Origin of the sequence: Microbacterium festucae, from assembly GCF_025421715.1 — a bacterium.
Classification (GTDB): Bacteria; Actinomycetota; Actinomycetes; order Actinomycetales; family Microbacteriaceae; genus Microbacterium; species Microbacterium festucae.
This window is the reverse complement of record NZ_JAOEFC010000002.1, coordinates 789,210-814,341: the sequence shown is the minus strand read 5'-3', so window position 1 is coordinate 814,341 and position 25,132 is coordinate 789,210. Positions and strand designations below refer to the sequence as shown.

17 protein-coding genes and 1 tRNA gene are annotated in these 25,132 nt (G+C 73.1%); 14 read left to right on the top strand and 4 right to left on the bottom strand.

Annotated features, from left to right (window positions below):
• Positions 1-61 precede the first annotated feature (61 nt).
• From rsmA to N3K63_RS09945, 5 genes are all read left to right on the top strand, one after another.
• A complete protein-coding gene (gene rsmA, locus N3K63_RS09965; protein WP_261579986.1) occupies positions 62-907 on the top strand; it encodes a 16S rRNA (adenine(1518)-N(6)/adenine(1519)-N(6))-dimethyltransferase RsmA in 846 nt (281 codons plus the stop codon).
• A gap of 40 nt (positions 908-947) precedes the next feature.
• A complete protein-coding gene (locus N3K63_RS09960) occupies positions 948-2,015 on the top strand; it encodes an aldo/keto reductase (protein WP_261579985.1) in 1,068 nt (355 codons plus the stop codon).
• Positions 2,012-2,947, top strand: coding sequence for a 4-(cytidine 5'-diphospho)-2-C-methyl-D-erythritol kinase (locus N3K63_RS09955; protein ID WP_261579984.1), 936 nt, complete (start codon positions 2,012-2,014; stop codon positions 2,945-2,947). Before N3K63_RS09960 ends, N3K63_RS09955 begins: the two co-directional genes overlap by 4 nt.
• A 42-nt stretch (positions 2,948-2,989) precedes the next feature.
• Complete coding sequence (locus N3K63_RS09950; protein ID WP_261579983.1) at positions 2,990-4,318, top strand: GNAT family N-acetyltransferase; 1,329 nt, start codon at positions 2,990-2,992, stop codon at positions 4,316-4,318.
• Positions 4,319-5,351: 1,033 nt separating this feature from the next.
• Positions 5,352-7,184, top strand: coding sequence for an ABC-F family ATP-binding cassette domain-containing protein (locus N3K63_RS09945; protein WP_261579982.1), 1,833 nt, complete (start codon positions 5,352-5,354; stop codon positions 7,182-7,184).
• A 65-nt stretch (positions 7,185-7,249) separates the two neighbouring features.
• On the opposite strand, the gene N3K63_RS09940 is transcribed toward N3K63_RS09945, so the two are convergent.
• Positions 7,250-7,747 carry a MarR family winged helix-turn-helix transcriptional regulator gene (locus N3K63_RS09940; RefSeq protein ID WP_261579981.1) on the bottom strand — a complete coding sequence of 166 codons (498 nt, stop codon included), beginning with the start codon at positions 7,745-7,747 and terminating at the stop codon, positions 7,250-7,252.
• Between the two features lie 193 nt (positions 7,748-7,940).
• Here N3K63_RS09940 and N3K63_RS15190 point away from each other — a divergent pair, with 193 nt between their 5' ends.
• From N3K63_RS15190 to N3K63_RS09890, 9 genes are all read left to right on the top strand, one after another.
• Positions 7,941-11,540 (top strand): glycosyl hydrolase 53 family protein, encoded by a 3,600-nt coding sequence (locus N3K63_RS15190; RefSeq protein WP_315943087.1) that lies wholly within the window; start codon positions 7,941-7,943, stop codon positions 11,538-11,540.
• A gap of 116 nt (positions 11,541-11,656) precedes the next feature.
• A tRNA-Gln gene (locus tag N3K63_RS09925) sits at positions 11,657-11,728 on the top strand.
• Position 11,729: 1 nt separating this feature from the next.
• Positions 11,730-13,217, top strand: coding sequence for a bifunctional UDP-N-acetylglucosamine diphosphorylase/glucosamine-1-phosphate N-acetyltransferase GlmU (gene glmU / locus N3K63_RS09920; protein WP_261579980.1), 1,488 nt, complete (start codon positions 11,730-11,732; stop codon positions 13,215-13,217).
• A complete protein-coding gene (locus tag N3K63_RS09915) occupies positions 13,195-14,223 on the top strand; it encodes a ribose-phosphate diphosphokinase (RefSeq protein WP_261579979.1) in 1,029 nt (342 codons plus the stop codon). Before glmU ends, N3K63_RS09915 begins: the two co-directional genes overlap by 23 nt.
• 244 nt (positions 14,224-14,467) lie before the next feature.
• Positions 14,468-15,307, top strand: coding sequence for an aldo/keto reductase (locus N3K63_RS09910; RefSeq protein WP_261579978.1), 840 nt, complete (start codon positions 14,468-14,470; stop codon positions 15,305-15,307).
• 62 nt (positions 15,308-15,369) lie between these two features.
• Complete coding sequence (locus tag N3K63_RS09905) at positions 15,370-18,063, top strand: HAD-IC family P-type ATPase (protein ID WP_261579977.1); 2,694 nt, start codon at positions 15,370-15,372, stop codon at positions 18,061-18,063.
• A gap of 93 nt (positions 18,064-18,156) precedes the next feature.
• Positions 18,157-18,642 (top strand): FMN-binding protein, encoded by a 486-nt coding sequence (locus N3K63_RS09900; RefSeq protein ID WP_261579976.1) that lies wholly within the window; start codon positions 18,157-18,159, stop codon positions 18,640-18,642.
• A 1-nt stretch (position 18,643) separates the two neighbouring features.
• Complete coding sequence (locus tag N3K63_RS09895) at positions 18,644-19,516, top strand: FAD:protein FMN transferase (RefSeq protein ID WP_261579975.1); 873 nt, start codon at positions 18,644-18,646, stop codon at positions 19,514-19,516.
• Positions 19,517-19,528: 12 nt separating this feature from the next.
• A complete protein-coding gene (locus N3K63_RS09890; protein WP_261579974.1) occupies positions 19,529-21,079 on the top strand; it encodes an FAD-dependent oxidoreductase in 1,551 nt (516 codons plus the stop codon).
• A 466-nt stretch (positions 21,080-21,545) separates the two neighbouring features.
• Here the strand turns inward: N3K63_RS09890 and N3K63_RS09885 are convergent, their stop codons facing one another.
• From N3K63_RS09885 to N3K63_RS09875, 3 genes are all read right to left on the bottom strand, one after another.
• Positions 21,546-22,511, bottom strand: coding sequence for an endonuclease domain-containing protein (locus N3K63_RS09885; RefSeq protein WP_261579973.1), 966 nt, complete (start codon positions 22,509-22,511; stop codon positions 21,546-21,548).
• Positions 22,512-22,722: 211 nt separating this feature from the next.
• On the bottom strand, positions 22,723-24,246 hold the full coding sequence (locus N3K63_RS09880) for a sensor histidine kinase (RefSeq protein WP_261579972.1): 1,524 nt from the start codon (positions 24,244-24,246) through the stop codon (positions 22,723-22,725).
• Entirely contained in the window at positions 24,246-24,971 is a 726-nt protein-coding gene (locus tag N3K63_RS09875; protein ID WP_261579971.1) for a response regulator transcription factor, read from the bottom strand. The genes N3K63_RS09880 and N3K63_RS09875 overlap by 1 nt, the downstream gene beginning before the upstream one ends.
• Positions 24,972-25,132: the final 161 nt, after the last annotated feature.

Sequence of the window (25,132 nt, the reverse complement as noted above, 5' to 3'; positions counted from 1 at the left end):
GCGGCGGGGCTGCGTGGCGGTGCGGCGGGGCTGCGCAGCGGCGCTCAGTAGGCTGGAGCGCATGACCGTGACCCTGCTCGGAGCCGCCGAGATCCGCGCGCTCGCCGCCGACCTCGACGTGACCCCGACCAAGAAGCTCGGTCAGAACTTCGTCGTCGACGCCAACACGGTGCGAAAGATCGTCCACGTCGCCCGCGTGAGCGCAGCCGACCGCGTGGTGGAGATCGGTCCGGGCCTCGGATCGCTCACCCTCGCGATCCTCGAGACCGGCGCGCCGGTGACCGCCGTCGAGATCGACCACCGCCTCGCCGAGCGGCTGCCGGCCACCGCCGCCGCGCACGGTGTCCCCGCCGAGGCCCTCACCGTCGTCGACGCCGACGCGCTGCGGGTCACCGAGCTGCCGGGCGCGCCGAACGTGCTCGTGGCGAACCTGCCCTACAACGTGAGCGTGCCGGTGCTGCTGCACTTCCTCGAGACCTTCGAGGGTCTCGAGCGCGGGGTGGTCATGGTGCAGGCCGAGGTCGGCGAGCGTCTGGCGGCCGGTCCCGGGTCGAAGATCTACGGGGCTCCCAGCGTGAAGGCGGCCTGGTACGGCGCGTGGCGGCTGGCCGGCACCGTGTCGCGCCAGGTGTTCTGGCCCGTGCCCAACGTCGACAGCGTGCTGGTGGCGTTCGAGCGGGATGCCGTGCCCCGCGGCACCGACGCGCAGCGCCGCGCGGTGTTCCAGATCGTCGACGCCGCGTTCGGGCAGCGCCGCAAGATGCTGCGCCAGTCGCTGTCGGAGGTGCTCGGCGGCTCGTCGGCCGTCGCCTCCGAGCTGCTCACCGCCGCCGGGGTCGACCCGACCACCCGCGCCGAACAGCTCACGATCGACGACTTCGCGCGGATCGCCGCCGCGCGCGGCTGATCGGGGCCCGCACGTCGCCGGTGCTCGCTAGCCTGGACACGTGACCGACGAGCGCATCTCCCCTTCCCGCGGTGGCGACCTCCACCGCCCCTACGCCGCCTCCGCCGACCGGTACGTCGGGGGCTCCTACCGCCAGACCGGCACCAGCGGTCTCTACCTGCCCGCGATCTCGCTGGGGCTGTGGTGGAACTTCGGCGACAACATCCCCTTCGACAACCAGCGCGCGCTGCTGCGCCACGCCTTCGACCGGGGCATCACCCACTTCGACCTGGCCAACAACTACGGCCCGCCCTACGGCTCGGCCGAGACGAACTTCGGTCGCATGATGCGCGAGGACTTCGCGCCCTACCGCGACGAGCTCATCCTGTCGTCGAAGGCCGGCTACGACATGTGGGAGGGCCCCTACGGGCAGTGGGGCTCGCGCAAGTACCTGCTCGCCAGCGCCGAGCAGTCGCTCACCCGCATGAACGTCGACTACGTCGACATCTTCTACTCGCACCGCTTCGACCCGGTCACCCCGCTGGAAGAGACGATCGGCGCGCTCGACACGCTGGTGCGGCAGGGCAAGGCGCTGTACGTCGGCATCTCGTCGTACTCCGCCGAGCAGACCGCCCGCGCCAACGCCATCGCCCGCGACCTCGGCACGCCGCTGGTCATCCACCAGCCGTCGTACTCGATGCTCGACCGCTGGATCGAAGACGGCCTCACCGGCGTGCTGCGCGGCGAGGGGATGGGGGCGATCGCGTTCGTCCCGCTCGCCCAGGGCCTGCTCACCGACAAGTACCTCGGCGGGGGCGAGGCCGACCGCGCCCAGCAGCGCTGGTCGGTGCCCGCGCGGCGAGTGAGCGAGAAGGGCCTCACCATGCTGCGGGGCCTCGACGTGATCGCCAAGGAGCGCGGCCAGACCCTGGCGCAGCTGGCGCTGCAGTGGGTGCTGCGCGACGAGGTCGTCACATCGGCGCTCATCGGCGCCTCCCGCCCGGCGCAGCTCGACGAGAACCTGAAGGCGCTCGAGGGTCCCGCGCTCGACATCGAAGAGCTCGAGCAGATCGACGCGCTCGTGGATGCCGCCGGCGGCGACCACTGGGCCGGTTCGGACGCCGAGTGACGCTGGCCTCGCAGCCTCCCCGCCGGGTGCACGCACGTGCGCCCGGCAAGATCAACGTCTTCTTCGAGGTCGGCCCGGTCGAGCCCGACGGCTACCACAAGGTGGCCTCGGTCTATCAGGCCGTCTCGCTCCACGAAGACGTGTGGGCCACGGCATCCGACGACTTCACGATCACCGTCACCGGTGACGTCGACGTCGACGGCGTGCCGCTGGATGACACCAACCTGGCCGTGCGGGCCGCGCGGCTGCTCGCCACCGAGATCGGCTGGGACGGCGGCGTGCACCTCGACGTGCACAAGGGCGTTCCGGTCGCCGGCGGCATGGGCGGGGGCTCCGCCGACGCCGCGGCCGCCCTGGTGGCCGTCAACGAGCTGCTGGGCGGGGGGCTCACCGCGGCACAGCTGCAGGAGCTCGGCGCGCAGCTGGGGGCCGACGTGCCGTTCGCGCTGCTGGGCGGCACCGCCGTGGGAACCGGACGCGGCGACGAGCTCGCCCCGGCCCTGGTGCGCGGCCGGCTCGACTGGGTGCTCGTGCCCAGCGGCGAGGGCCTGTCGACCCCCGAGATCTACGGCACGCTCGACGACCTGCGCGCCGCCGCCGACATCGGCCCGGTCCGTCGCATCCCGTCGGTCGACCCGCGCGTGCTGCAGGCGCTGCGCCGGTCGGATGCCGTCGCGCTGGCCGACGTCGTCTCCAACGACCTGCAGGTGGCGGCGGTGCGCCGCCGCCCCGAGCTGGGCGCGCTCATCGACGAGGGCGTGTCGCTCGGCGCGCTGGCCGGCATCGTCTCGGGCTCCGGACCCACCGTGGCGCTGCTGTGCGCCGATGCGGCCGCCGCCGACGGCCTGGTCGCCGCCTTCGCCGACCGCGGACGCGCCGCCCTGGCCGTCCATGGCGCGGTCGCGGGCACCCGCATCGTCTCTGTCGACTGACCTCTTCCCTCCCCGTTCCACCCCTCACCCTTGGAGGACACCGTGTCCCAGAGCGAGAACGCCGGCATCGCCGGCTTCCACAGCGCGCCGCTCGACGAGCAGCTCACCGCCGCGATCACCGGGCAGGGCCTCGAGGTGCGCCGCGTCGACGACGCCGTGCGCGCCGAGACCGACCCGTGGCTGGATGCCGTCGGTCGCGGGTTCCTCGACAGCGAGCGCAACGACACGCAGCGCGAGGCCTTCTTCGACCGCACCGCCTACCGCCGCAAGATCGGCGTGTACGACGCCGCCGGCGCCGAGCCCGCGCTCCCGGTGGCGACCTTCGCCTCGTGGGAGTCGCAGCTCACCGTGCCCGGCGGCACCGTGCCCGCGTGCGCGATCAGTTCGGTCACCGTCGCCCCCACCCATCGCCGCCGCGGGCTGCTGAGCGCGGTCATGGCGGGGGAGCTGCGCACCGCCGTCAGTCAGGGCTTCCCGCTGGCCGCCCTCACCGTCAGCGAGTCGGGCATCTACGGCCGGTTCGGCTTCGCGCCGGCGGCCGCCGCCGCCCACTGGGAGATCGCGGTGCGCCGCGCCCGGTGGATCGGCCCCACCCCCGCGGGGCGCATCGACTTCGTCTCCCGCGAGACCGGCCGCGCCCTGGCCCCCGGCCTGCACGAGCGCACCCGTCTGGCCTCGCCCGGCGAGATCGACATGCCCGGCGGCCATTGGGACCGCGCCTTCGGCACCCGCCCCGACGCCGACAAGCCCGAGCGGCTGCGCGTCGTGCAGTACCGGTCGGCCGAGGGCGACGACATCGACGGCCTCGCCGTCTACAGCGTCTCTGAGAACCACGACGACTACGCGGCATCCACGGTCGACATCTCGATGCTGCTCGCCGCGACCGACGACGCCTACGCGGCGCTGTGGCGCTTCTTCCTCTCGATGGACCTCATCGGCACGATCCGCGCCGGCGAGCTGGCGGTCGACGAGCCGCTGTGGTGGATGATCTCCGACCAGCGCGCCGCGAAGATCACCGTGCGCGACCACCAGTACCTGCGGGTGCTGGATGTTCCCGCCGCCCTCGCCGCCCGCCGCTACGACGTCGCCGACGCCGTCGCCCTCGAGGTCGACGACCCGCTCGACATCGCCGGCGGCGCGTTCGTGCTCACCGTCGACGACGACGGCCGCGCCGAGGTCGACGCCGTCGACGCCCCGCCGCCCGGCATCCCGTCGGTGCGTCTCGGCGTCGCGGAGCTGTCGGCGCTCCTGCTCGGCGGCGTCTCGCCGGTGACGCTGGCCCGCGCCGGCCGGCTGCAGGCCGACGACCCCGAGCGCCTCGCGCGCCTGTTCGCCGCCCCCGCCGCCCCGCGCCTGAGCTTCTGGTACTGAGCCCCGGGCCGCGGTGCGGCGGGGTCGGGCGGGGTGCGGCGGGGCGGGGTGCGGCGGGGCGGGTGGGGTGACCCGCCGAATGTGTGACCGCGCCGGCACCCGTGTCCCGTTGTGTGCGGGTGTGGGTTCGGCAGCTCGCGGATTGGGAGACCCATCCCGAGCCCGCGTCCCGCGATCGGTGGGGTGTGCGCGCCGCGACGCCCCGTTTGCGGGATGTCACGGCATCCGGGTCACGCATTCAGCGGATGCCGCCCGCAACCCACCGGTTGCGGGACCCGCTCTCGATCCCTGTCCCGCAACCGGCGGGTGTGAGCGCCAGAGCCCGCCCTTCGTGTGGCCTCACTGGCATCCATGTCCCACAATCGGCGGGTGTGAGCGCCAGAGCCCGCCGTTCGTGTGACCTCACTGGCAACCATGTCCCACAATCGGCAGGTGCGGCTCCTGGCGACCCGCCATCTGCGGGACGCACTCCGCGCCGTTCCGTGATCTGCGGATGCCGACCGGCGAGCCGCCGTATGCGTGACCTCCTCGGCGACGGCGTCCTGCATCCTGCGGGTGCAGCCCCCGCAAGCCACCGTCCGCGGGAGCTCCTTAGCATCCAGGTCCCGCATCCTGCGGGTGCAGCCGCCGCAACCCACGGTTTCCGGGACTCGCGCCCACACCAGGTCCCGCATCCTGCGGGTGCAGCCCCCGCAAGCCACCGTCCGCGGGACCTCCTTCGCATCCAGGTCCCGCATCCTGCGGGTGCAGCCGCCGCAACCCACGGTTTCCGGGACTCGCGCCCACACCAGGTCCTGCATCCTGCGGGTGCAGCCGCCGCAACTCGCGGTTTCCGGGACCCCGGTCAACGCCATGTCCCGCATCCTGCGGGTGCCCGCGCCAACACCCACCGTTTGCGGGACCCGCTCACGCACCAAGTCCCGCACTCCGCGCACCAGACCCCCCACACACCCCACCCACCCCACCCACCCCACCCACCCCACCCACCCCCCCGGCACCCGCCCCCCGCCGCGACCACCTAGCCTGGAAGGCGATGGCTCATCTGCTCGGCGCCGAGGCGCTCCACCTGGAATACCCGACCAAGGTCGTCTTCGACCGCGTCTCGCTCGGCGTCGACGAGGGCGACCGCATCGGGATCGTCGGTCGCAACGGCGACGGCAAGTCGAGCCTGCTCGCGATGCTCGCGGGGCGGCGCGAGCCGGATGCCGGGCGGGTGACGTTCCGCGGCGGGGTGACGGTCGGCATGCTCGACCAGGCCGATGTGCTCGCCGACGACCTCACGGTGGCCGAGGCGGTGGTGGGCGACCGGCCCGAGCACGAGTGGGCCGGGGACCCGCAGGTGCGCGATGTGATCGCGGGCCTGGTCGGCGACCTCGACTGGCACGGCGCGCTCGAGGCGCTCTCGGGAGGTCAGCGCCGCCGCGTCGCCCTGGCGCGCCTGCTGGTGGGCGACTGGGATGTGCTCGCCCTCGACGAGCCGACCAACCACCTCGACGTCGAGGCGATCGCGTGGCTCGCCGCGCACCTCAAGCGCCGCTGGGCGGCCTCCTCGGGGGCGCTGCTGGTCGTCACCCACGACCGCTGGTTCCTCGACGAGGTGTGCACCGCCACGTGGGAGGTGCACGACCGCATCGTCGAGCCCTTCGAGGGGGGATACGCCGCCTACATCCTGCAGCGCGTCGAGCGCGACCGGCAGGCGGCGGTCATCGAGCAGCGACGTCAGAACCTCGCCCGCAAAGAGCTCGCGTGGCTGCGCCGCGGCGCGCCCGCGCGCACGGCCAAGCCCAAGTTCCGCATCGACGCGGCCAATGTGCTCATCGCCGACGAGCCCGAGATCCGCGACAAGGTGCAGCTGCAGTCGCTCGCCGTCTCGCGCCTGGGCAAAGACGTCGTCGACCTGCTCGACGCCGGCGTCGCCTACGACGACAAGCAGGTGCTGCGGGGCGTCGAGTGGCGCATCGCGCCGGGGGAGCGCACCGGCATCCTGGGCGTCAACGGCGCCGGCAAGTCCACCCTGCTGGGCCTGGTCGCCGGCACCGTCACCCCCACCTCGGGCCGGGTCAAGCGCGGCAAGACGGTGAAGGTCGCGACCCTCACCCAGCGCATGGACGAGCTCGACCCGCACCTCCACGAGCCGGTGCGGGTGGTCGTCGGGCGCCTGCGCACCACCTACGAGTTCGGCACCGGGTCGAAGGCGACCGAGCTCACCCCCGGCCAGCTGCTGGAGCGCATGGGCTTCTCGTCGGCGCAGCTGTCGACCCCCGTGAAAGACCTTTCCGGCGGTCAGCAGCGCCGACTGCAGCTCCTGCTGATCCTCCTCGACCAGCCCAACGTGCTCATCCTCGACGAGCCCACCAACGACCTCGACACCGACATGCTCGCCGCCATCGAGGATCTCCTCGACGCGTGGGCGGGCACGCTGCTGGTGGTCAGCCACGACCGCTACTTCATGGAGCGCGTGACCGACAACCAGTACGCCGTGCTCGACGGGCACCTCCGGCACCTGCCCGGCGGCATCGACGAGTACCTGCGGCTGCGCGCCGCCGGGGTGGGGCGAGCGGATGCCGCCGCCCGCGGCGCCGCGTCGTCACCGGCATCGGATGCCGCGGCCTCGGCCGCCGCGCCCGCGACGCCCGCGCTGGTGGGGGCCGACCGCCGCGCCGCCGAGAAGGAGCTCACCGCGCTGGACCGGCGCCTGGAGAAGCTCACCCGGCGCATCGACGCCGACCGGGTGGCGCTGGCCGACCACGACCAGGCCGACTACCAGGGCCTCGGCGAGCGCATGCGCGAGATCGGCGAGCTCGAGGCCGAGCGCGACGCCCTCGAGCTGCGCTGGCTCGAACTCGGCGAGCAGCTCGAAGCCTGACCCGACAGCCGCCGCGCCGCCCGCGACCCCGAAGGCCCGGCCCGAAGCCCCGCCCCGCCCCGCCGTCAGGCGTCGAAGCCGAGGCTCAGCTTGCGCAGCAGGGCGGCGAGGCGGTCGCGGTCGGAGCGCGACAGCGTCGACAGCAGGATCGCCTCGGCGTCGACCAGGCGGGTGATGGCGGCATCCACGCGGATGCGGCCGTCGGTGGTGAGGGTGACCAGCACGCTGCGCCCGTCGGCGGGGTCGGACTCGCGGCGCACCAGGCGGCGTCCGACGAGCCGGTCGATGCGGTTGGTCATGGTGCCGCTGGAAACGAGGGTCTGCTGCAGCAGCTGCTTCGGGCTGAGCTGATAGGGCTCGCCCGCGCGACGCAGTGCCGAGAGCACGTCCCACTCCCACGCCTCGAGGTCGCTGCGGCGGAACGCCTCGCGTCGGGCGCGGTCGAGGTGGCGCGAGAGGCGGTCGACGCGGGAGAGCACCTCGAGCGGGGAGAAGTCGAGATCCGGTCGCTGCGTGCCCCACGCTTCGACGATGCGATCGACTTCGTCATGCTCGGCGGTCATGGCTCCATTGTGGCGGGTCCGCGGGGCGGGGGAGCGGCGGTAACGGTTGGGTAACGGCTCCCGGCCGCGGGTTCCGCGCGCCGCCTGTCACCGGTCACAATCGTGACACCGGTCTGTGACCGGTCACAGCATCCACCGTCTGCACCTCGCGCGATCGGGCCCGCGCTCCACTGATCGAAGGAGATCACGCGTCATGTCATCCGTACCCCGATCGCTCGCCGCCCGCGCGGCCGGCATCCTCACCGGTGTCGCCCTGGCCGTCACGGGCGTCGCCGCACCCGCGGCCGCCGCGGACGGACCCGTCGAGGCCGGCATCGTCGTCAAGAAGGTCGAGAACCTGCCGGCCGACTTCATCAACGGCGTCGACGTGTCGTCGGTGCTCTCGCTCGAGGAGTCGGGCGTCGTCTTCCGCGACGACAGCGGCGCCGCCGCCGACCTGTTCGACGTGCTCGCCGCCCACGGCATCACCGACGTGCGGGTGCGCGTGTGGAACGACCCCTACGACGCGGCGGGCAACGGCTACGGCGGCGGCGACGTCGATGTCGACCGCGCCGTCGAGATCGGTCAGCGCGCCACCGCCGCAGGCCTGGGCGTGCTCGTCGACTTCCACTACTCCGACTTCTGGGCAGACCCCGCCAAGCAGAAGGCGCCCAAGGCGTGGGCGGCGCTGGACGTGCCCGCCAAGGCGCAGGCCGTGCAGGCCTACACCGCCGACGCGCTGGGGCGGTTCGCCGCCGCCGGCGTCGACGTCGAGATGGTGCAGGTCGGCAACGAGACCAACAACGCCGTCGCCGGGGTCACCGGCTGGGCGAACATGGCGCAGATCTTCAGCGCCGGGTCGGCGGCCGTGCGCGCCGTCTTCCCCGAGGCGCAGGTCGCGGTGCACTTCACCAACCCCGAGACCTCGGGCCGCTACGCCGGCTACGCCGCGAACCTGCAGACCTACGGCGTCGACTACGACGTGTTCGCCTCGTCGTACTACCCCTACTGGCACGGCAGCCTCGGCAACCTCACCAGCGTGCTGAAGAACGTGCGGGAGTCGTACGGCAAAGACGTCATGGTCGCCGAGACCAGCTGGGCCCACACCTTCGACGACGGCGACGGCCACGGCAACACGATCGACCTGCCCGCCGAGGCCACGCAGTACCCGGTGAGCGTGCAGGGTCAGGCCACCGCGGTGCGCGACGTCATCCAGGCCACCGCGGATGCCGGGGGCATCGGCGTCTTCTACTGGGAGCCGGCCTGGCTGCCGGTGGGACCGCCCAGCCGGCTCGAGCAGAACAAGGTGCTGTGGGAGCGCGACGGCTCGGGATGGGCCTCGAGCTTCTCGGCCGAATACGACCCCGAAGACGCCGGCCACTGGTACGGCGGCTCCGCCTGGGACAACCAGGCCCTGTTCGCCTTCGACGGCACGCCCCTCGAATCGCTGAACGTCTTCTCCTTTGCCCGCACCGGCGCCGTCGCGCCGCGCGAGGTCGTCTCCGTCGCCCAGCCGACGCTCACCGTCACCGCGGGCGACCCGGTGGCACTGCCCGCCACCGTGGCCGTCACCTACAACGACGACACCACCGCCGACGAGGCGGTCACCTGGTCGGAGGCGGGCGACTACATCTCGGGGCCGGGCACCTACCGCATCGCCGGCGTGACGGCATCCGGGCACGCCACCACCGTGACGGTCACCGTCGCCGCCGTGAACCTGCTGCGCAACGCATCGTTCGAGACCGCCGACGTCTCGATGTGGTCCCGCACCGGCGCCGCGCTCACCCTGCGCGCCACCGACGACCCGCGCACCGGCACGCGGTCGGCGCACTTCTACTCCGGCGCGGCCTACACCTACACGCTCAGCCAGACCGTCACCGGGCTCGCCGCCGGCCGCTACACCGCATCCGGCGCGCTGCAGGGCGACGGCGAGGGCGACGCCGGCACCGTGCAGCTCACGGTGACCTCGGGCGACCAGCGCGCATCGGCGCCGTTCGCCCTCACCGGCTGGCGCAACTGGTCGGTGCCCACCACCGACGCGATCACCGTCGGCACCGGCGGCTCGGCGACCGTGACGGTCACCGCGACGCTCCCCGCCGGGGCGTGGGGCACGCTCGACGATCTCGTGCTCACCCGCGCGATCACCGGCGCCGACACGACGGCGCTGCAGGATGCCGTCGCCACCGCCCGCGGCCTCGACCGCGCCGCGGTGACCCCCGCCTCGCTGGAAGGCCTCGATGCCGCCCTCGAGATCGCCGACGTCGTGCTCGCCTCGTCGGCCCCCGCGGCCGACGTCGTCGCCGGTGCCCTCGCCCGGGTGCAGGCGGCCCTGGCCGCCCTCGAACCGGTCGGCCCCGAGCCTGCGCCGACGGTCGTGCCGGTGAGCCTCACCGTGGCCGAGGGGGAGCGTGTCGTGCTGCCCGACACCGTGTCGGTGCGGCGCTGGAACGGCGCGGTCGACACCCAGCAGGTCACCTGGTCGGCCGCCGTCGGCGACATCGCCGGCCCCGGCACCTACCCGATCCCCGGCACCACCGCGGCAGGCCTGGCCGCCAGCGCGACGGTCACCGTCACGGCGCGGCAGTGGATCGTCAACCCCGGGTTCGAAGACGCCGACACCACGATGTGGCAGGTCACCGGCACCGGCGCCTCCATCGGCGCCACCGCCGACGCGGCCGCCGGTGCCCGCGCGGTGAGCTTCTGGTCGGACGCCGCCTACGCCTTCCAGGTGACCCAGCGCCTCACCGGCGTCACCCCCGGCACCTACACCCTGGCCGCGACCGCGCAGGGCGACGGCGAGGCCGCCGGCGACAGCCTCGCCGTCGTCGCGACCACCTCCACCGGTGCGGTCAGCGCCGCGCTGGGGCTCGACGGCTGGCGCGCATGGAGCACCGGCACGACCCCGGTGTTCACGGTCGGCGCCGACGGCGCGCTCACCGTCGCGGTGGCCGGGCGCCTGGCCGCCGGGGCGTGGGGCACGCTCGACGCGTTCACCCTCGTCCGCGCCGGCGACCGCGTCTCCACCGACGCGCTGGCCGCGGCCGCCGACGCCGCCGCAGGGCTCGACCCCGCCGCCTACACCGCGTGGTCGTACGAGCGCGTGGTGCGCGCCGTCGAACGGGCACGGGTGATCGTCGCGGCCGACTGGCCGGCGGCATCCCAGGTCGAGGCCGCCACCGCCGCCCTCGCCGAGGCGACCGCGGGCCTGGTGGCCGTCGGCGCCGACGCGGCCACCGCGGCGCCCGCCGCCGGGGTGCTCTCCCACGACAACGGGTGGGACACCGGGCTGCACGACGGCGCCTACAACGTGCGCATGAACCTGTGGTGGGGGCAGAACGCCTCGTCGCTGCGGCTCTACGAGAACGGCGTGCTCATCGCCACCACGCCGCTGACCTACGACGGGTCGAAGGCGCAGCACGTGACGGTGCCCGTCACCGGCAAGGTCAACGGCACCTACCGCTACACCGCGGTGCTGGCCAACACCCGGGGCGAGACGGCGCTGACGCCCCTCACCGTCACGGTGACCGCCGCCAACCCGGGAGCGCCCGTGCTCAGCCACGACAACGGCGACCGCGACGGCACCTTCACCGTCACCGCCGACATGTGGTGGGGCACGAACGCCACCGCGTACCGCTTCTACCAGGACGGCGCGCTCGTGGCCGAGGGCGCGCTCACGCCGCGCACCCCGCAGGCGCAGCGCGCCGTGCTGCCGGTGACGGGCCTTGCCAAGGGCTCGCACGTCTACCGGGTCGAATTCGTGAACGCGGCGGGGGCGACCACCAGCGCGCCCCTCATCGTCGCCGTCACGAAGTGAAGCCGGCGGGGCGTCGGAGCGGCCCGAACCTCCGACGCCCCGCCACCAGCGGCCGGTCCGCGCACCCCCGTCGTGGCAGACTGGACGGGCGCGTGCGGACCCGTCCGGGCGTGCGGTCCGCCGTGGTGTAATGGCAGCACGACAGCCTTTGGAGCTGTGAGGTTCAGGTTCGAGTCCTGGCGGCGGAGCATGTCAGAGAACACGCACGTGCGCCCCGACGCCTCGGACACCTCGCTGGCCGTCGTCATCCTCGCCGCCGGAGCCGGCACCCGCATGAAGTCGGCGCTGCCCAAGGTGCTGCACCGCATCGGCGGGCGTCCGCTGGTCGGGCACGTGCTCGACACGGCGCGCGACCTGGGCCCCGCCCACGTGCTCGTCGTCGTGCGCCACGAGCGCGACCAGGTCGCCGACGCCGTGCTCGGCGTCTCGCCCGAGGTGGTCGTCGTCGACCAGGACGAGATCCCCGGCACCGGTCGCGCCGTCGAGGTCGCCCTCGACCGGCTCGCGGGCTTCGACGGCGACGTGCTGGTGCTCAGCGGCGATGTGCCGCTGCTGGATGCCGACACCCTGACGGGCCTCATCGCCTCCCACCGCACCGCCCGTGCCGCCGCGAGCCTGCTGAGCGCGGTGGTCGACGACCCCACCGGCTACGGCCGCGTGCTGCGCGAGTCCGACGGCACCGTCTCGCGCATCGTCGAGCAGAAGGACGCCACCGCCGCCGAGGCCGCCGTCACCGAGATCAACGCGGGCGTCTACGTGTTCCAGGCGGCGCCGCTGCGCGAGCGCCTGGCCCGCATCGGCACCGACAACGCGCAGGGCGAGAAGTACCTCACCGACGTCGTCGGCCTGCTGCGTGCCGACGCGCTCACCGTCGCGGCATCCGTCGCCGCCGACATCACGGTGACCCTGGGGGTCAACGACCGCGCCCAGCTGGCCGAGGCGGGCCGCCTGCTCAACCAGCGCACCGTGCGCCGCTGGCAGCTGGCCGGCGCCAGCATCCAGGATCCGGCGACCACATGGATCGACGTGACCGCGCGCCTGGCCCCCGACGTCACCGTGCTCCCCAACACCCACATCCTGCGGGCCACCGTCGTCGACACCGGCGCGATCATCGGCCCCGACACGTCGCTCGTGGACTGCGAGGTGGGGGAGGGTGCGACCGTGCGCCGCACCGACGCCACCCTCGCCGTCATCGGCGCGGGGGCCACCGTCGGCCCCTTCGCCTACCTGCGCCCGGGCACCGACCTGGCCGCCGGCGGCAAGATCGGCACGTTCGTCGAGACGAAGAACGCGCAGATCGGCGAGGGCAGCAAGGTGCCCCACCTCTCCTACATCGGCGACACCACGATCGGTCGCGGCGTGAACCTCGGCGCCGGGGCGATCACCGCGAACTACGACGACGTCGCCAAGCACCGCACCGAGATCGGCGACGAGGTGCACTCCGGCTCGCACAACGTCTTCGTCGCGCCGGTTAGGATCGGAGATGGCGCCAAGACGGGTGCCGGTGCGGTCATCCGCAAGGATGTCCCGGCCGGTGCGCTCGCCCTCAGCGTCGCCCCTCAGCGCAATGTCGAGGGGTGGGTCGAGAAGAACCGACCGGGCACGGCGGCGGCGGAAGCCGCGGCACGGGTGCGGTCCGGACAGAAAGCGGACGATGGGTCGCAAGAAGAAGGCTGACCACGAGCACGACAGCGTCGCCCCCGGCCTCGTCGTCAAGACCAAGAAGCGGCTGATCGTGGCCGCCGGCAGCTCCCACCCCGAGCTCGCCGCGGCGGTCGCCCACGAGCTCGGCACCGAGCTGGCACCCACCGAGCACCGCACCTTCGCGTCGGGGGAGATCCTCACCCGGTTCGAGATCTCGGTGCGCGGCGGTGACATCTTCCTCATCCAGTCGTTCGGCCCCCCGGTCAACGAGTGGATGATGGAGATGCTCATCATGCTCGACGCCGCCAAGCGCGCCTCGGCCAAGCGCATCACCGTGGTGGCCCCGTACTACCCGTACTCCCGGCAGGACAAGAAGGGCCGCGGTCGCGAGCCGATCAGCGCCCGCCTGGTCGCCGACCTGTTCAAGACCGCCGGCGCCGACCGCGTCATGAGCGTCGACCTGCACGCCGCGCAGATCCAGGGCTTCTTCGACGGCCCCGTCGACCACCTGTTCGCCAAGCCGGTGCTGCTGCAGCACTTCCAGGACACGCTGTCGCCCGACGACCGTGCCAAGCTCACCGTCGTGTCGCCCGACACCGGCCGCGTGCGCGTGGCCGACCAGTGGTCGGACAGCCTGGGCGCGCCGCTGGCGATCATCCACAAGCGCCGCGACCCGAACGTCGCCAACCAGGTCACCGTCAACGAGATCGTCGGTCACGTCGACGGCCGCGTGTGCCTGCTCGTCGACGACATGATCGACACCGGCGGCACCATCGTCAAGGCCGCCCAGGCGCTCAAGGCCAGCGGCGCCGAGCGGGTCATCGTGGCCGCCACGCACGCCGTGTTCAGCGACCCGGCCGTCGAGCGCCTGCAGGATGCGGCCATCGACGAGGTCGTCGTCACCGACACGATCCCGCTGCCCGCCGACAAGCGCTTCCCCGGCCTCACGGTGCTGCCGATCGCGCCCCTGCTGGCCCGTGCCATCCACGAGGTCTTCGAGGACGGCTCGGTCACCAGCATGTTCGACGGCGCCGCCTGACCCGAGCTTCCCGGGTCGCCACCTGCCCCTCGGCTGCTGCTGAGCCGGTGGTCGGCGACCCCGATTCCCTGTGGGGCTCTGCTGTGAGGGCTGTGCGCGTGGCATCCAGAAGTTCGGGGTCTCCACCCACCACCTGGATGCTGCTGAGCCCGCACCTGGCGACCCCGGAACCCGGTCTTTCACGCCCCGATCGCCGGCCCGCAACCCCGGGCCGCGCGGCGTGCACCAGGCCTAGGCTGGGGGGATGGCTGACATCCCCACCATCTCCCTGAACGACGGCATCCAGATCCCGCAGCTCGGCTACGGCGTGTTCAAGGTGCCGCCGGCAGACACCCAGCGCGCCGTCGAGGAGGCGCTCGAGGTCGGCTACCGCCACATCGACACCGCCGCCATCTACGGCAACGAAGAGGGCGTCGGCGCGGCGATCGCCGCCTCGGGCATCGCCCGCGGCGACCTGTTCGTGACCACCAAGCTCTGGAACGACCGCCACGACGGCGACGAGCCCGACGCGGCCATCGCCGAGAGCCTCGGCAAGCTCGGCCTCGACCAGGTCGACCTCTACCTCGTGCACTGGCCCACCCCGAAGGCCGACAACTTCCTCCACGCGTGGGAGAAGCTCATCGGCATCCGCGAGCGCGGCCTCACCCGTTCGATCGGCGTCTCGAACTTCCTCGTGCCGCACCTCGAACGCATCATCTCGGCCACCGGCGTGGTGCCGGCCGTCGACCAGATCGAGCTGCACCCCGCCTACCAGCAGCGCGAGGTCACCGACTTCGCCGCCGCGCAGGGCATCCGCATCGAGGCCTGGGGCCCGCTCGGCCAGGGCAAGTACGACCTGTTCGGCGCCGAGCCGGTGGCCGCCGCGGCCACCGCGCACGACAAGACCCCCGCGCAGATCGTGCTCGCCTGGCACCTGCAGCACGGCAACATCATCTTCCCCAAGTCGGTGCGCCGCGAGCGCCTCGAGGAGAACCTCGACATCTTCGACGTCACGCTGACGGATGCCGAGATGTCGGCGATCGACGCCCTCGACCCGGGCGACGGCTCGGGCCGGGTCAGCGCGCACCCCGACGAGGTCGACTGACCCGCGTGCTTCCCCGGCCGGCGACGGCCACGCGCACATGCCCCGATCGCTACGATCGGGGCATGTCTGCGTCTGCGCCCCCCACCGACGTCCCCCTCGAACTCGAGCGGCCGTTCGCGCGCCCGGCCGACGAGGTCGCAGACGCCCTGCGCGTCGGCGCCGACGGACTGACCGAGGACGAGGCCGCCTCGCGGCTCGCCGCCGTCGGACCCAATCTGCTCCCCGAGGCGAAGCGCACCCCCGCGTGGCTGCGCTTCCTGTCGCACTTCAACGACACCCTCATCTTCATCCTCCTCGCCAGCGCCGTCATCAAAGCGGTGATGGCCGACTGGCTCGACTTCTGGGTGATCATCTCGGTGACGATCATCAACGCCGTCATCGGCTACGTGCAGGAGGGGCGGGCCGAGAAGGCCCTCGCCGGCATCCGCGGGATGCTCTCCTCCGACGCGCACGCGCGTCGCGGCGGCGCGTGGGCGACCATCCCGGCCGCCGACCTCGTGCCCGGCGACCGCGTGCGCCTCATGCCCGGCGACAAGGTGCCCGCCGACGTGCGGCTGATCGATGCCCACCAGCTGCGCATCGACGAGGCGGCGCTCACCGGCGAATCGGTGCCCTCGTCCAAGCAGGTCGCCGCCGTGGCCGCGGATGCCGGCGTCGGCGACCGCACCTCGATGGCGTTCTCGGGCACGATCGTGTCGGCGGGGCAGGCGGTGGGCATCGTCACCGCCACCGGCGCGCGCACCGAGATCGGCCGCATCCAGACCCTCGTCGGCGACGCCGGCGGCCTGCAGACCCCGCTGACGCGGCAGCTCGACGCGTTCGGCAAGGTGCTCACCCTCGTGATCCTCGGGATGGCGCTGGTGATGCTGCTGGTCGGGCGCTACCTGCACGGGATGCCGTTCGCCGACCTGATCTCGGCGACCATCGGCTTCGCCGTCGCCGCCATCCCCGAGGGCCTTCCCGCCCTGGTGACGATCACGCTCGCCATCGGCGTGCAGCAGATGGCCAAGCGCCGGGCCATCACCCGCAAGCTCACCGCCGTCGAGACCCTCGGCTCGGTCACGACCGTCTGCTCCGACAAGACCGGCACCCTCACCAAGAACGAGATGACCGTGCGGCGCCTGGTGACCCCGGTCGCCCGCTACGAGGTCGAGGGCCTCGGCTACGACCCCGCCGGCGCCATCAGCCCCACCGGCGGCGGCGACGTGGCAGCCCTGCTGGCCGTGGCCGACCTCTGCAACGACGCCGACATCGTGACCGAGCCCGGCACGGGGCGCTGGATGCTCGTGGGCGAGCCCACCGAGGGCGCGCTGAAGGTCGTCGCGATGAAGGGCGGCGCCGCCGGGCAGGCGGCCACCCGCATCGGGGTCGTGCCCTTCGACTCGGCGAACAAGTTCATGGCGACCCTCGACGAGGCCGGCGACGGCTCGCGGGCGATCCTCGTCAAGGGCGCACCCGACCGGCTGCTCGAGCGCGCCCTCACCCAGCGCGGCGCCGCCGGGGCCGAACCCGTCGACCGTGCCTTCTGGGAGGCGGCGATCGACGAGCTGAGCGCCGAGGGCCTGCGGGTGCTCGCCGCGGCCCGCAAGCCCACCCGCGCCGACACCGTCGACGAGGCCGACCTCGTCGACCTCGAGTTCCTCGGGCTGTGGGGCATCGTCGACCCGCCCCGCCCCGAGGCCATCGAGGCGATCGCCGACTGCCACACCGCCGGCATCCGGGTGAAGATGATCACCGGCGACCACGCCGGCACGGCCGTGGCGATCGCCCGGGAGATGGGCATCGTCGGCGCCGACCCACGGGTGCTCACCGGGGCCGAGCTCGAGGCGATGAGCCAGGAGCAGCTGAAGACCCACGTGCAGCAGGTCGACGTGTACGCCCGCACGAGCCCCGAGCACAAGATCCGCATCGTGCGCGCCCTGCAGGCCCACGACGAGGTCGTCGCCATGACCGGCGACGGCGTGAACGACGCCCCGGCGCTCACCCGCGCCGACGTCGGGGTCGCGATGGGCATCAAGGGCACCGAGGCCACCAAGGAGGCCGCCGAGATCGTCCTGGCCGACGACAACTTCGCCACCATCCGCAGCGCCATCCGCGAGGGACGCCGCATCTACGACAACCTGCGCAAGTCGGTGGTCTTCCTGCTGCCCACCAACGGCGCCCAGTCGCTGGTGATCCTCGTGGCGATCGTGTTCGGCCTCACCCTGCCGCTCACCCCGGTGCAGGTGCTGTGGGTCAACATGGTCACCGCCGTCACCCTGTCGCTGGCCCTGGCCTACGAGCCCGCCGAGCCGGGCATCATGCAGCGCCCGCCGCGCCGCACCGGCGGCTCGATCATCTCGCTGCGGGAGCTGGGCTACGTGCTCATCGTCTCGGTGCTGATCGGCGGGGCGACCCTGGGCGTGTTCGGGGGAGTGGTGGCCGCCGGTCACGACGTCGACTACGCCCGCACCGAGGCGGTCGCCATGCTCGCCCTCGGCCAGACCGCGTTCCTGCTGAACTGCCGATTCCAGTCGCGCTCGAGCCTCACCCTCGACGTGCTGCGCGGCAACCGGGTGATCTGGTGGTCGATCGGCGCGCTGCTCGTGCTGCAGCTCGTCTACACGTACGTGCCGTTCATGAACACGCTGTTCGACTCGCGTCCGCTGGCCGCGCAGGACTGGCTGCTGCCGGTGGGGCTGTCGGTGGCGATCTTCCTCGTCGTCGAGGCGATCAAAGCCGTCCGGCGTCGCGCCGGGTCGCCGGATTCAATGTGAACGCATAGGTTCTCCCGAGAAGTCGCCCTCTTCCGGCGGGTTAGCGTGGTCTCAGCCCCCGCTCCGGGTGGGCACGACAACAGGAGGACCGTCATGATCCGCACCCACGCCGTACCCCGTCCCGTCCGCGCCGGCGTCGCCGCGGCATCCGTAATCGGCATCGCCGCCTTCGCCGGCTGCGCCGCCGGAGGCACCGCCGCACCCGCCGACACCACCCTCGCCGAGACCCCCGCCGCCGAGACCCCGTCGACCGGGTCAGCCGAAGCCGGCACCACCGGCGGCGCCTACACCGACGGCACCTACACCGCCGAGGGCTCGTACCAGACCCCCGAATCGGTCGAGACGATCAGCGTGACCATCACCCTCGCCGGTGACGTCGTCACCGACGTCGAGGTGACCGGCGACCCCACCAAGCGCGAGTCGGAGCAGTACCAGAGCCAGTTCATCGGCGGCATCTCCGACGAGGTCGTGGGCAAGAACCTCGACGACATCTCGGTCTCGCGCGTGGCCGGCTCGTCGCTGACCAGCGGCGGCTTCAACGCCGCGCTCGACGAGATCAAGTCCGAGGCGGCCGCCTGAGGTGAGCGCCCGCTGGGAGTTCGACGCGATCGGCACCCGGTGGCAGGTGCAGACATCCGCGCCGCTTCCCGCCGGCGTCGTCGCTGCCGTCACCGCCGAGATCGACGCGTTCGACGCGACCTGGTCGCGCTTCCGGTCCGACTCGGTCGTGTCGGCCCTGGCGGGCGGCGGCCGCGCGCCGCTGCCGCCTGACGCCGAGCCGATGCTCGAGGCGTACGTCGCCCTGTCCGAGGGCACCGCGGGCGCCGTCAACCCGCTCGTCGGGGCAGCGCTCGCCCGTCGCGGCTACGACGCCGGCTACAGCCTCGTCGACCGCGGCGCCGAGCCCGCTCCTGAGCGTTGGCGGCAGCTGCTCACCTGGGACGACGGGCTCGCCCTGTCAGCCCCGGCCGTCATCGACGTCGGCGCGCTCGGCAAGGGACGCCTCGTCGACCGCGTGCTCGCGGTGCTCGCCGCCGCCGTCCCCGGCGGGATCGTCGTGGATGCCGGTGGCGACATCGCCGTGCGCGGGGGTGCGGAGCCTGATGCGGCGGAGCGCATCGCGCTGCAGCATCCGTTCGACCACGCCCGCGCCATCGGGGTGTGGGAGGTCGCCGGCGGCGCCCTGTGCGCGTCGGCGATCGACCGCCGGGCCTGGGGCGACGGGCTGCACCACGTGCTCGATGCGCGCACGGGCGAGCCGGTGCGCACCATCGCGGCGACGTGGGCACGTGCGGCCGATGCGATGACCGCGGATGCCGTGGCCACCGCGCTCTTCTTCGACGGCGGCCCCGAGCTGGCGGCCCGCTGGAACGTCGCGTGGGTGCGCATGACCACCGACGGCCGCGTCGACTGGTCGCCCGGGTGCGACGCCGACCTGTTCGTGCGCAACTAGCGTGGAGGGGTGATGACTGCTCTCACTGCGGTGTGGAACCGCGTCTATGCGGTGCTCGGCCGCTTCTCGATGTACCGGCTCGTGGTGTTCGCGCTGGCCGCGCTGGCGGTGGTGGCGCTGCTGCTGTCGCTGGCGGGCCTCGTGACGCCGACGCCGCTCGAAATCATCGCCACGGGGGCGGTGCTCGCAGCCGCGTGTGCGGCGACGGATGCCGTCGCCCACCGCATCCTGGGTCGGCAGTGGCGCTGGGAGTCGAGCCTCATCACGGTGCTGATCCTGCTGTTCGTGCTGCGCCCCACCGTCGAGCTCGGCGGTCTGCTGGGTGCGGCGCTGGGCGGGGTGATCGCCTCGGCGTCGAAGTATCTGCTCGCCTGGCAGGGGCGTCACATCTTCAACCCCGCCGCCGTGGGCGCCGCCGCCGTGACGATCCTCGGCATCTGGCTGCCCGACCTCGGCTACTCGGCCTGGTGGGTGGGCGCGCCCGCGCTGGCGGCACCGGTGATCATCACCGGCCTGATCGTGCTGATGCGCACCGAGAAGGTGCGGGTGATCGCGGTGTTCCTCGTGATCGCCGTGGCCGTGTCGTTCGTGCGCACCTCGGTGCAGGCGCAGGGGGCCGGCATCGAGCTGGACTCGGGCATGGTGTTCTGGCAGATCCTGTGGTCGTCGCCGTTCCTGTTCCTCGGCGCCTTCATGCTCTCGGAGCCGCTGACCCTGCCGCCCCGCCGGTGGCAGCAGTTCACGGTCGCCGCGGTCGTCGGCGTGCTCGCCGGCTGGCCGATCGACCTGGGTGCGGTCAGCCTCGGCCAGGAGCGCGCCCTGCTGATCGGCAACCTCGTCGCCTTCGCGTTCACCGTGCGCACCGCCGTGCGCCTGCGCTTCGACGACCGGCTGGTGCTCACCCCGACGGTGCGCGAGCTCGTCTTCCGCGCCGAGCGCGGCTTCCGCTTCACGGCCGGTCAGTACCTCGAGCTCGAGGTGCCCCACCCGCACCCCGACGCCCGCGGCACCCGCCGCGAGTTCAGCATCGTGTCGGCCCCCGAAGAGCTGCCGGTCGTGAAGATCGCGCTGCGCGAGGGGTCGCAGTCCAGCTACAAGAAGGCGCTCGCGCTGGTCGAGCCCGGCCAGCGGCTGTCGGTGACGGGAGTATGGGGCGACTTCGTGCTCCCCGCCTCGCCGGGCGCCCCCGTGCTCATGGTCGCCGCCGGCATCGGCGTGACGCCGTTCGTCTCGCAGCTGCGGCACCTGCGCCTGGCCGGGCAGGAGCGCGACGTGGTCTTCATCTACGTCGCGGGAGACGCCGAGGAGCTCGCCTTCCGCGACGACCTCGAAGCCGCCGGCATCCCGGTCATCGTCTTCACCCGCAACGCTCCCGCCGCCCTGCCCCGCGGATGGCAGTGGGCCCAGGGCGTGCGGCTGGACGCCGAGGGCCTGCTGCAGGTCGTGCCCGACATCGCCTCGCGGCACGCCTACATCTCGGGCCCGCCCGGACTCATCGCCGACCTCGCCCCCGCCCTCGAGAAGGCCCGCTCGCTCACCACCGACGCCTTCTCGGGCTACTGAGCGGCGTGGGGCCCGGCGATTCGGGGTCCCGTGCGACGGGCTCCGGGGGCGTGAGGTGGTCTGATGCGACCCCGATCCGCGTGGGCCGGGGGCTCCCCGCGCCCCACTAAGTGATTCGGGGTCCCGTGCGACGAGCTCGGGCCTCGTGAGGTGGTCTGATGCGACCCCGAATGGCCTGGGCCAGGGCTCCCCGCGCCCTACTGAGTGATTCGGGGTCGCGTGCGACGGGCCCGGGCCGCGTGAGGTGGTCTGATGCGACCCCGAATCGTGCGAGGCAGGTGGTCCTGAGCACTACCGCGCGAATCGGGGTCCCGTGCGACGGGCCCGGCGCGCGTGAGGTGGTCTGATGCGACCCCGAATCGTGTGGGCCAGGTCCCTCCCTGCCCACCCCCAAGTGATTCGGGGTCCCGTGCGACGGGCCCGGGGCGCGTGAGGTGGTCGCATGCGACCCCGAACCAGGGCTGGATCAGGCGCCGAGGGCGGCGCGCAGGAGGGCGGGGGCGAGCGGATGCGGTCCGCTGATGTGCGCGGAGGTCAGGCGCACCACCCGCCAGCCCGCGGCGCCGTAGGCCGCGTGCTTCTCGATGTCGCGCTGCCACTGCGTGCGGCTCACGCGATGGTGGTCGCCCTCGACCTCGACGATCACGCGCTCGCGAGGGTAGACGGCATCCGCGATGCCGATGAGGTAGCCCCGCTCGTCGCGGATCTCGACGTCGAGATCGGGCTCCGGCAGCCCCGCGGCGACGGTGACGAGGCGGAAGTCGGTCTCCAGCGGCGACATCGCCCCGACGCGGATGCCGTCCAGTGCGGTGCTGAGCCGGTCGCGGTGCCGGCGCCGCGGGGCCTCGGCCGCCGCGCGCAGCCCCGCGACGGTGCACAACTGCTGCGCGGGCTGCGGGTGGCCCCGCTGGTCGCGCGGGATGCGCACGACGGCGTCGCCCAGCACGATGAGCTGGCGCACCGACAGCTCGGCTCCCAGCATCGCCCAGGTCGATGCCGGGTCGGCCACCGGCATCCGCTCGAGCGTGCACGTGCCCACGAGGCGCGGCGAGAGCTTGACGCCCCGGATGCCGGGACGCCGCACCCCGTGCCGGGGCGCGAACACCCCCACGTGCAGCTCGTCGCCGTGCGCACACGGCAGGCCCCACAGCACCGCCGCCGTGCGCCCGACGAAGACGGCGCCCGGCGGCATGACCGGTCGATAGGCGCGCGCCGCGCGCACCACCCGCTCGCGTTCGGCGCGGTCGCGCGCGAGCGGGGCGTCATGGGGCGCGGCCGGGGCGGGCGGGGTGACGACGCGCCGCGCGCCGCGGTACGGCTTGTCGAGATCGCGCGCCCGCAGCCGGCTCGCGGTGTGGCCTACGGCGAGCGCCTGCGCGACGGTGAATGCGTCGCCCAACCCCGGTGCGAGGGGATGCGGTGGCGTCGGCATCCGCTCATCGTGCGCGCCCCCGCGCGCCCGCGGCGATCACCTCACCCGATCTGTGGATGCCGTCCCTTCCGGCGCGGCTGGTGAGGAAGCCCGCGGCGTCGATGCCCCGCCGCAGCTCGGGGTCGCCACCGACCGGCTCAGCCCGGGTGAGGTGGTCGCTCGAGACCCCGAATGCCCAGCGGGAGACAGGGGCACAACACCCCACCCCACCTCACTCGCCAGGGGCGGCGGGGCGGGCGGGGAGGCGCACGGTGAAGGTGGTGGACCCGGGGGCGCTGTCGACCTCGATGGTGCCGTGGTGCGCGGTGACGATGGCCTTCACGATCGACAGGCCGAGGCCGGTGCCGCCGGTCTTGCGGGCGCGCGAGGCGTCGGCGCGCGCGAAGCGTTCGAACAGCACGTCGGTGACCGCCGGATCGATGCCCGGGCCGTCGTCGTGCACGCGCAGCACGGCGGTGCCGTCTTCGGTGGTCACGGTGGCGGTCACGTGGGTGCCCGCGGGGGTGTGCACGCGCGCGTTGGCGAGCAGGTTCACCGCGACCTGCTGCAGGCGTCCCGCGTCGCCGGCGACGATGACGGGGTCATCGCCCACGTCGAGCGTCCAGGCGTGGTCGGTGCCGAGGGCCTGCGCGTCGGCGACGGCGTCGACGGCGATGCGGGTGAGGTCGACGGCGCCGTAGACGAGCTCGGTGCCCTCGTCGAGGCGCGCCAGCAGCAGCAGGTCTTCGACGAGCCGCGTCATCCGCAGCGACTGCGCCTGGATGCGCTCCAGCGAGGCTTCGGTGGTCTGGGTGAGCAGGTCGGCGGGCGCGTCGACGCCCTCCCGCTCGCGCTGCTGGTGGATGCCGCGCAGCGACAGCTCGGAATACCCGCGGATCGAGGCGAGCGGGGTGCGCAGCTCGTGGCTGGCGTCGGCGACGAACGCGCGCATGCGCTCCTCGTTGCGCTGACGTTCGCTCAGCGACGTGTCGACGTGGTCGAGCAGGGTGTTCAGAGCGAGCCCGACCCGGCCGATCTCGGTGTGCTCGTCGGTGTCGTCGTCGGGCACCCGCTCGGTGATGGAGACCTCGCCCTCGGACAGGGGGAGGGATGCCACGCGCGTCGCGGTGTCGGCGACGGCGCGCAGCGGCCGCAGCGAGCGGCGCACGATGAGCGCGATGGCCCCGGCGAGGGCGACGAGGCCCACGAGGGTGACCATCAGCGTCGTCGAGATGATCTGGGTGATCGTCGCGTTGACCTGGGTGAGGGGCAGGCCGCCGGCGACGGGTGCGCCGTTGCTCATCGTGCCGATGCCCAGGCGGTAGGTGCCCAGTCCCTCGATCGGCACGGTGAGGAACGGCTGCTGGGTCGTGAGCGCGCCGAGCTGGTCGAGCTGGTCGTCGGTGAGGGCGTGCACCGAGCCCTGCGCGTCGACGTAGGCGCCGTCGAGTCCCTGGTCGCCGCGGAAGACGAAGAGGAAGCCCGGCTCGGTGCGGGTGAGGTTGAGCACCTGGGTCGCCGAGGGCGTGACCGGCGACGGCGGGAACGGGTCGGTGAGCTCTTTGGCGGCCTGCGAGGTCGACTCGCGCACCGAGTTGTCGAGGTCTTGCTGCAGGATGCCGCCGAGGATGGCGCTCGTGGCGAAGGCGGCGCCCGCCAGGATGAGCGCGACCATGCCGATGATCGCGGTCATCAGCCGGGTCTGCAGGCTCCAGCGGTGCCCGCGGCGCGGGGGAGAGATGGCGGTGCCCGCCATCACTGCGGCGCTTTGATCATGTAGCCGACGCCCCGCACGGTGTGGATGAGCGGGTCGCGGCCGGCATCGATCTTCTTGCGCAGGTAGGAGATGTAGAGCTCCACGACGCTCGAGCGCCCGCCGAAGTCGTAGTTCCAGACGCGGTCGAGGATCTGCGCCTTCGAGACCACGCGCCGCTGGTTGCGCATGAGGAAGCGCAGCAGCTCGAACTCGGTGGCCGTGAGCTCGATCTCGTCGCCGGCGCGCTCCACCTCGTGGGAGTCCTCGTTGAGGGTCAGCTCGCCCACCCGCAGAATGGGGTCGGCGCCGCCGGCGGTCGCCGTGCCCGCGCGCCGCATGAGTCCCCGCAGTCGCGCGACGACCTCTTCGAGGCTGAACGGCTTGGTGACGTAGTCGTCGCCCCCGGCAGTGAGTCCGGCAACGCGGTCGGCGACGGCATCCTTCGCGGTGAGGAAGAGCACCGGCACGTCGTTGCCGGTCTGGCGCAGCCGCTGCAGCACGGCCATCCCGTCGAGGTCGGGCATCATGATGTCGAGCACGAGCGCGTCGGGGTCGAAGTCGCGCGTGACGCTGAGCGCTTCGAAGCCCGACCCCGCGGTGCGCACCTCCCAGCCCTCCATGCGCAGCGCCATCGACAGCAGGTCGGTGAGCATCTGCTCGTCGTCCACCACGAGGACGCGGAGGGGGGTGCCGTCGGGGCGATGCAGGGGAGCGGGGCTGGCCATGGTTCCTATTCTGCGCAGTTTCCTATGCGTCGCCTATGGGGAAGGCGGCGCGCGCCTGTGAACCGCCCCGACCACCGGCCGATCGCTGCGCCGCCGCCCCGCCGGCCCGTCTCATAACCGGCGCACAACCGGGTCTTCGCTCCCGCATCGGATCGCTTCGT

What these genes read in the sequence shown, in the direction of transcription:
- rsmA (WP_261579986.1), top strand. Translation starts at nt 62, where the DNA reads ATGACCGTGACCCTGCTCGGAGCCGCCGAGATCCGCGCGCTCGCCGCC.
- N3K63_RS09945 (WP_261579982.1), top strand. Translation starts at nt 5,352, where the DNA reads ATGGCTCATCTGCTCGGCGCCGAGGCGCTCCACCTGGAATACCCGACC.
- N3K63_RS09940 (WP_261579981.1), bottom strand. Translation starts at nt 7,747, where the DNA reads ATGACCGCCGAGCATGACGAAGTCGATCGCATCGTCGAAGCGTGGGGC.
- N3K63_RS15190 (WP_315943087.1), top strand. Translation starts at nt 7,941, where the DNA reads ATGTCATCCGTACCCCGATCGCTCGCCGCCCGCGCGGCCGGCATCCTC.
- glmU (WP_261579980.1), top strand. Translation starts at nt 11,730, where the DNA reads ATGTCAGAGAACACGCACGTGCGCCCCGACGCCTCGGACACCTCGCTG.
- N3K63_RS09915 (WP_261579979.1), top strand. Translation starts at nt 13,195, where the DNA reads ATGGGTCGCAAGAAGAAGGCTGACCACGAGCACGACAGCGTCGCCCCC.
- N3K63_RS09910 (WP_261579978.1), top strand. Translation starts at nt 14,468, where the DNA reads ATGGCTGACATCCCCACCATCTCCCTGAACGACGGCATCCAGATCCCG.
- N3K63_RS09905 (WP_261579977.1), top strand. Translation starts at nt 15,370, where the DNA reads ATGTCTGCGTCTGCGCCCCCCACCGACGTCCCCCTCGAACTCGAGCGG.
- N3K63_RS09900 (WP_261579976.1), top strand. Translation starts at nt 18,157, where the DNA reads ATGATCCGCACCCACGCCGTACCCCGTCCCGTCCGCGCCGGCGTCGCC.
- N3K63_RS09890 (WP_261579974.1), top strand. Translation starts at nt 19,529, where the DNA reads ATGACTGCTCTCACTGCGGTGTGGAACCGCGTCTATGCGGTGCTCGGC.
- N3K63_RS09885 (WP_261579973.1), bottom strand. Translation starts at nt 22,511, where the DNA reads ATGCCGACGCCACCGCATCCCCTCGCACCGGGGTTGGGCGACGCATTC.
- N3K63_RS09880 (WP_261579972.1), bottom strand. Translation starts at nt 24,246, where the DNA reads ATGGCGGGCACCGCCATCTCTCCCCCGCGCCGCGGGCACCGCTGGAGC.
- N3K63_RS09875 (WP_261579971.1), bottom strand. Translation starts at nt 24,971, where the DNA reads ATGGCCAGCCCCGCTCCCCTGCATCGCCCCGACGGCACCCCCCTCCGC.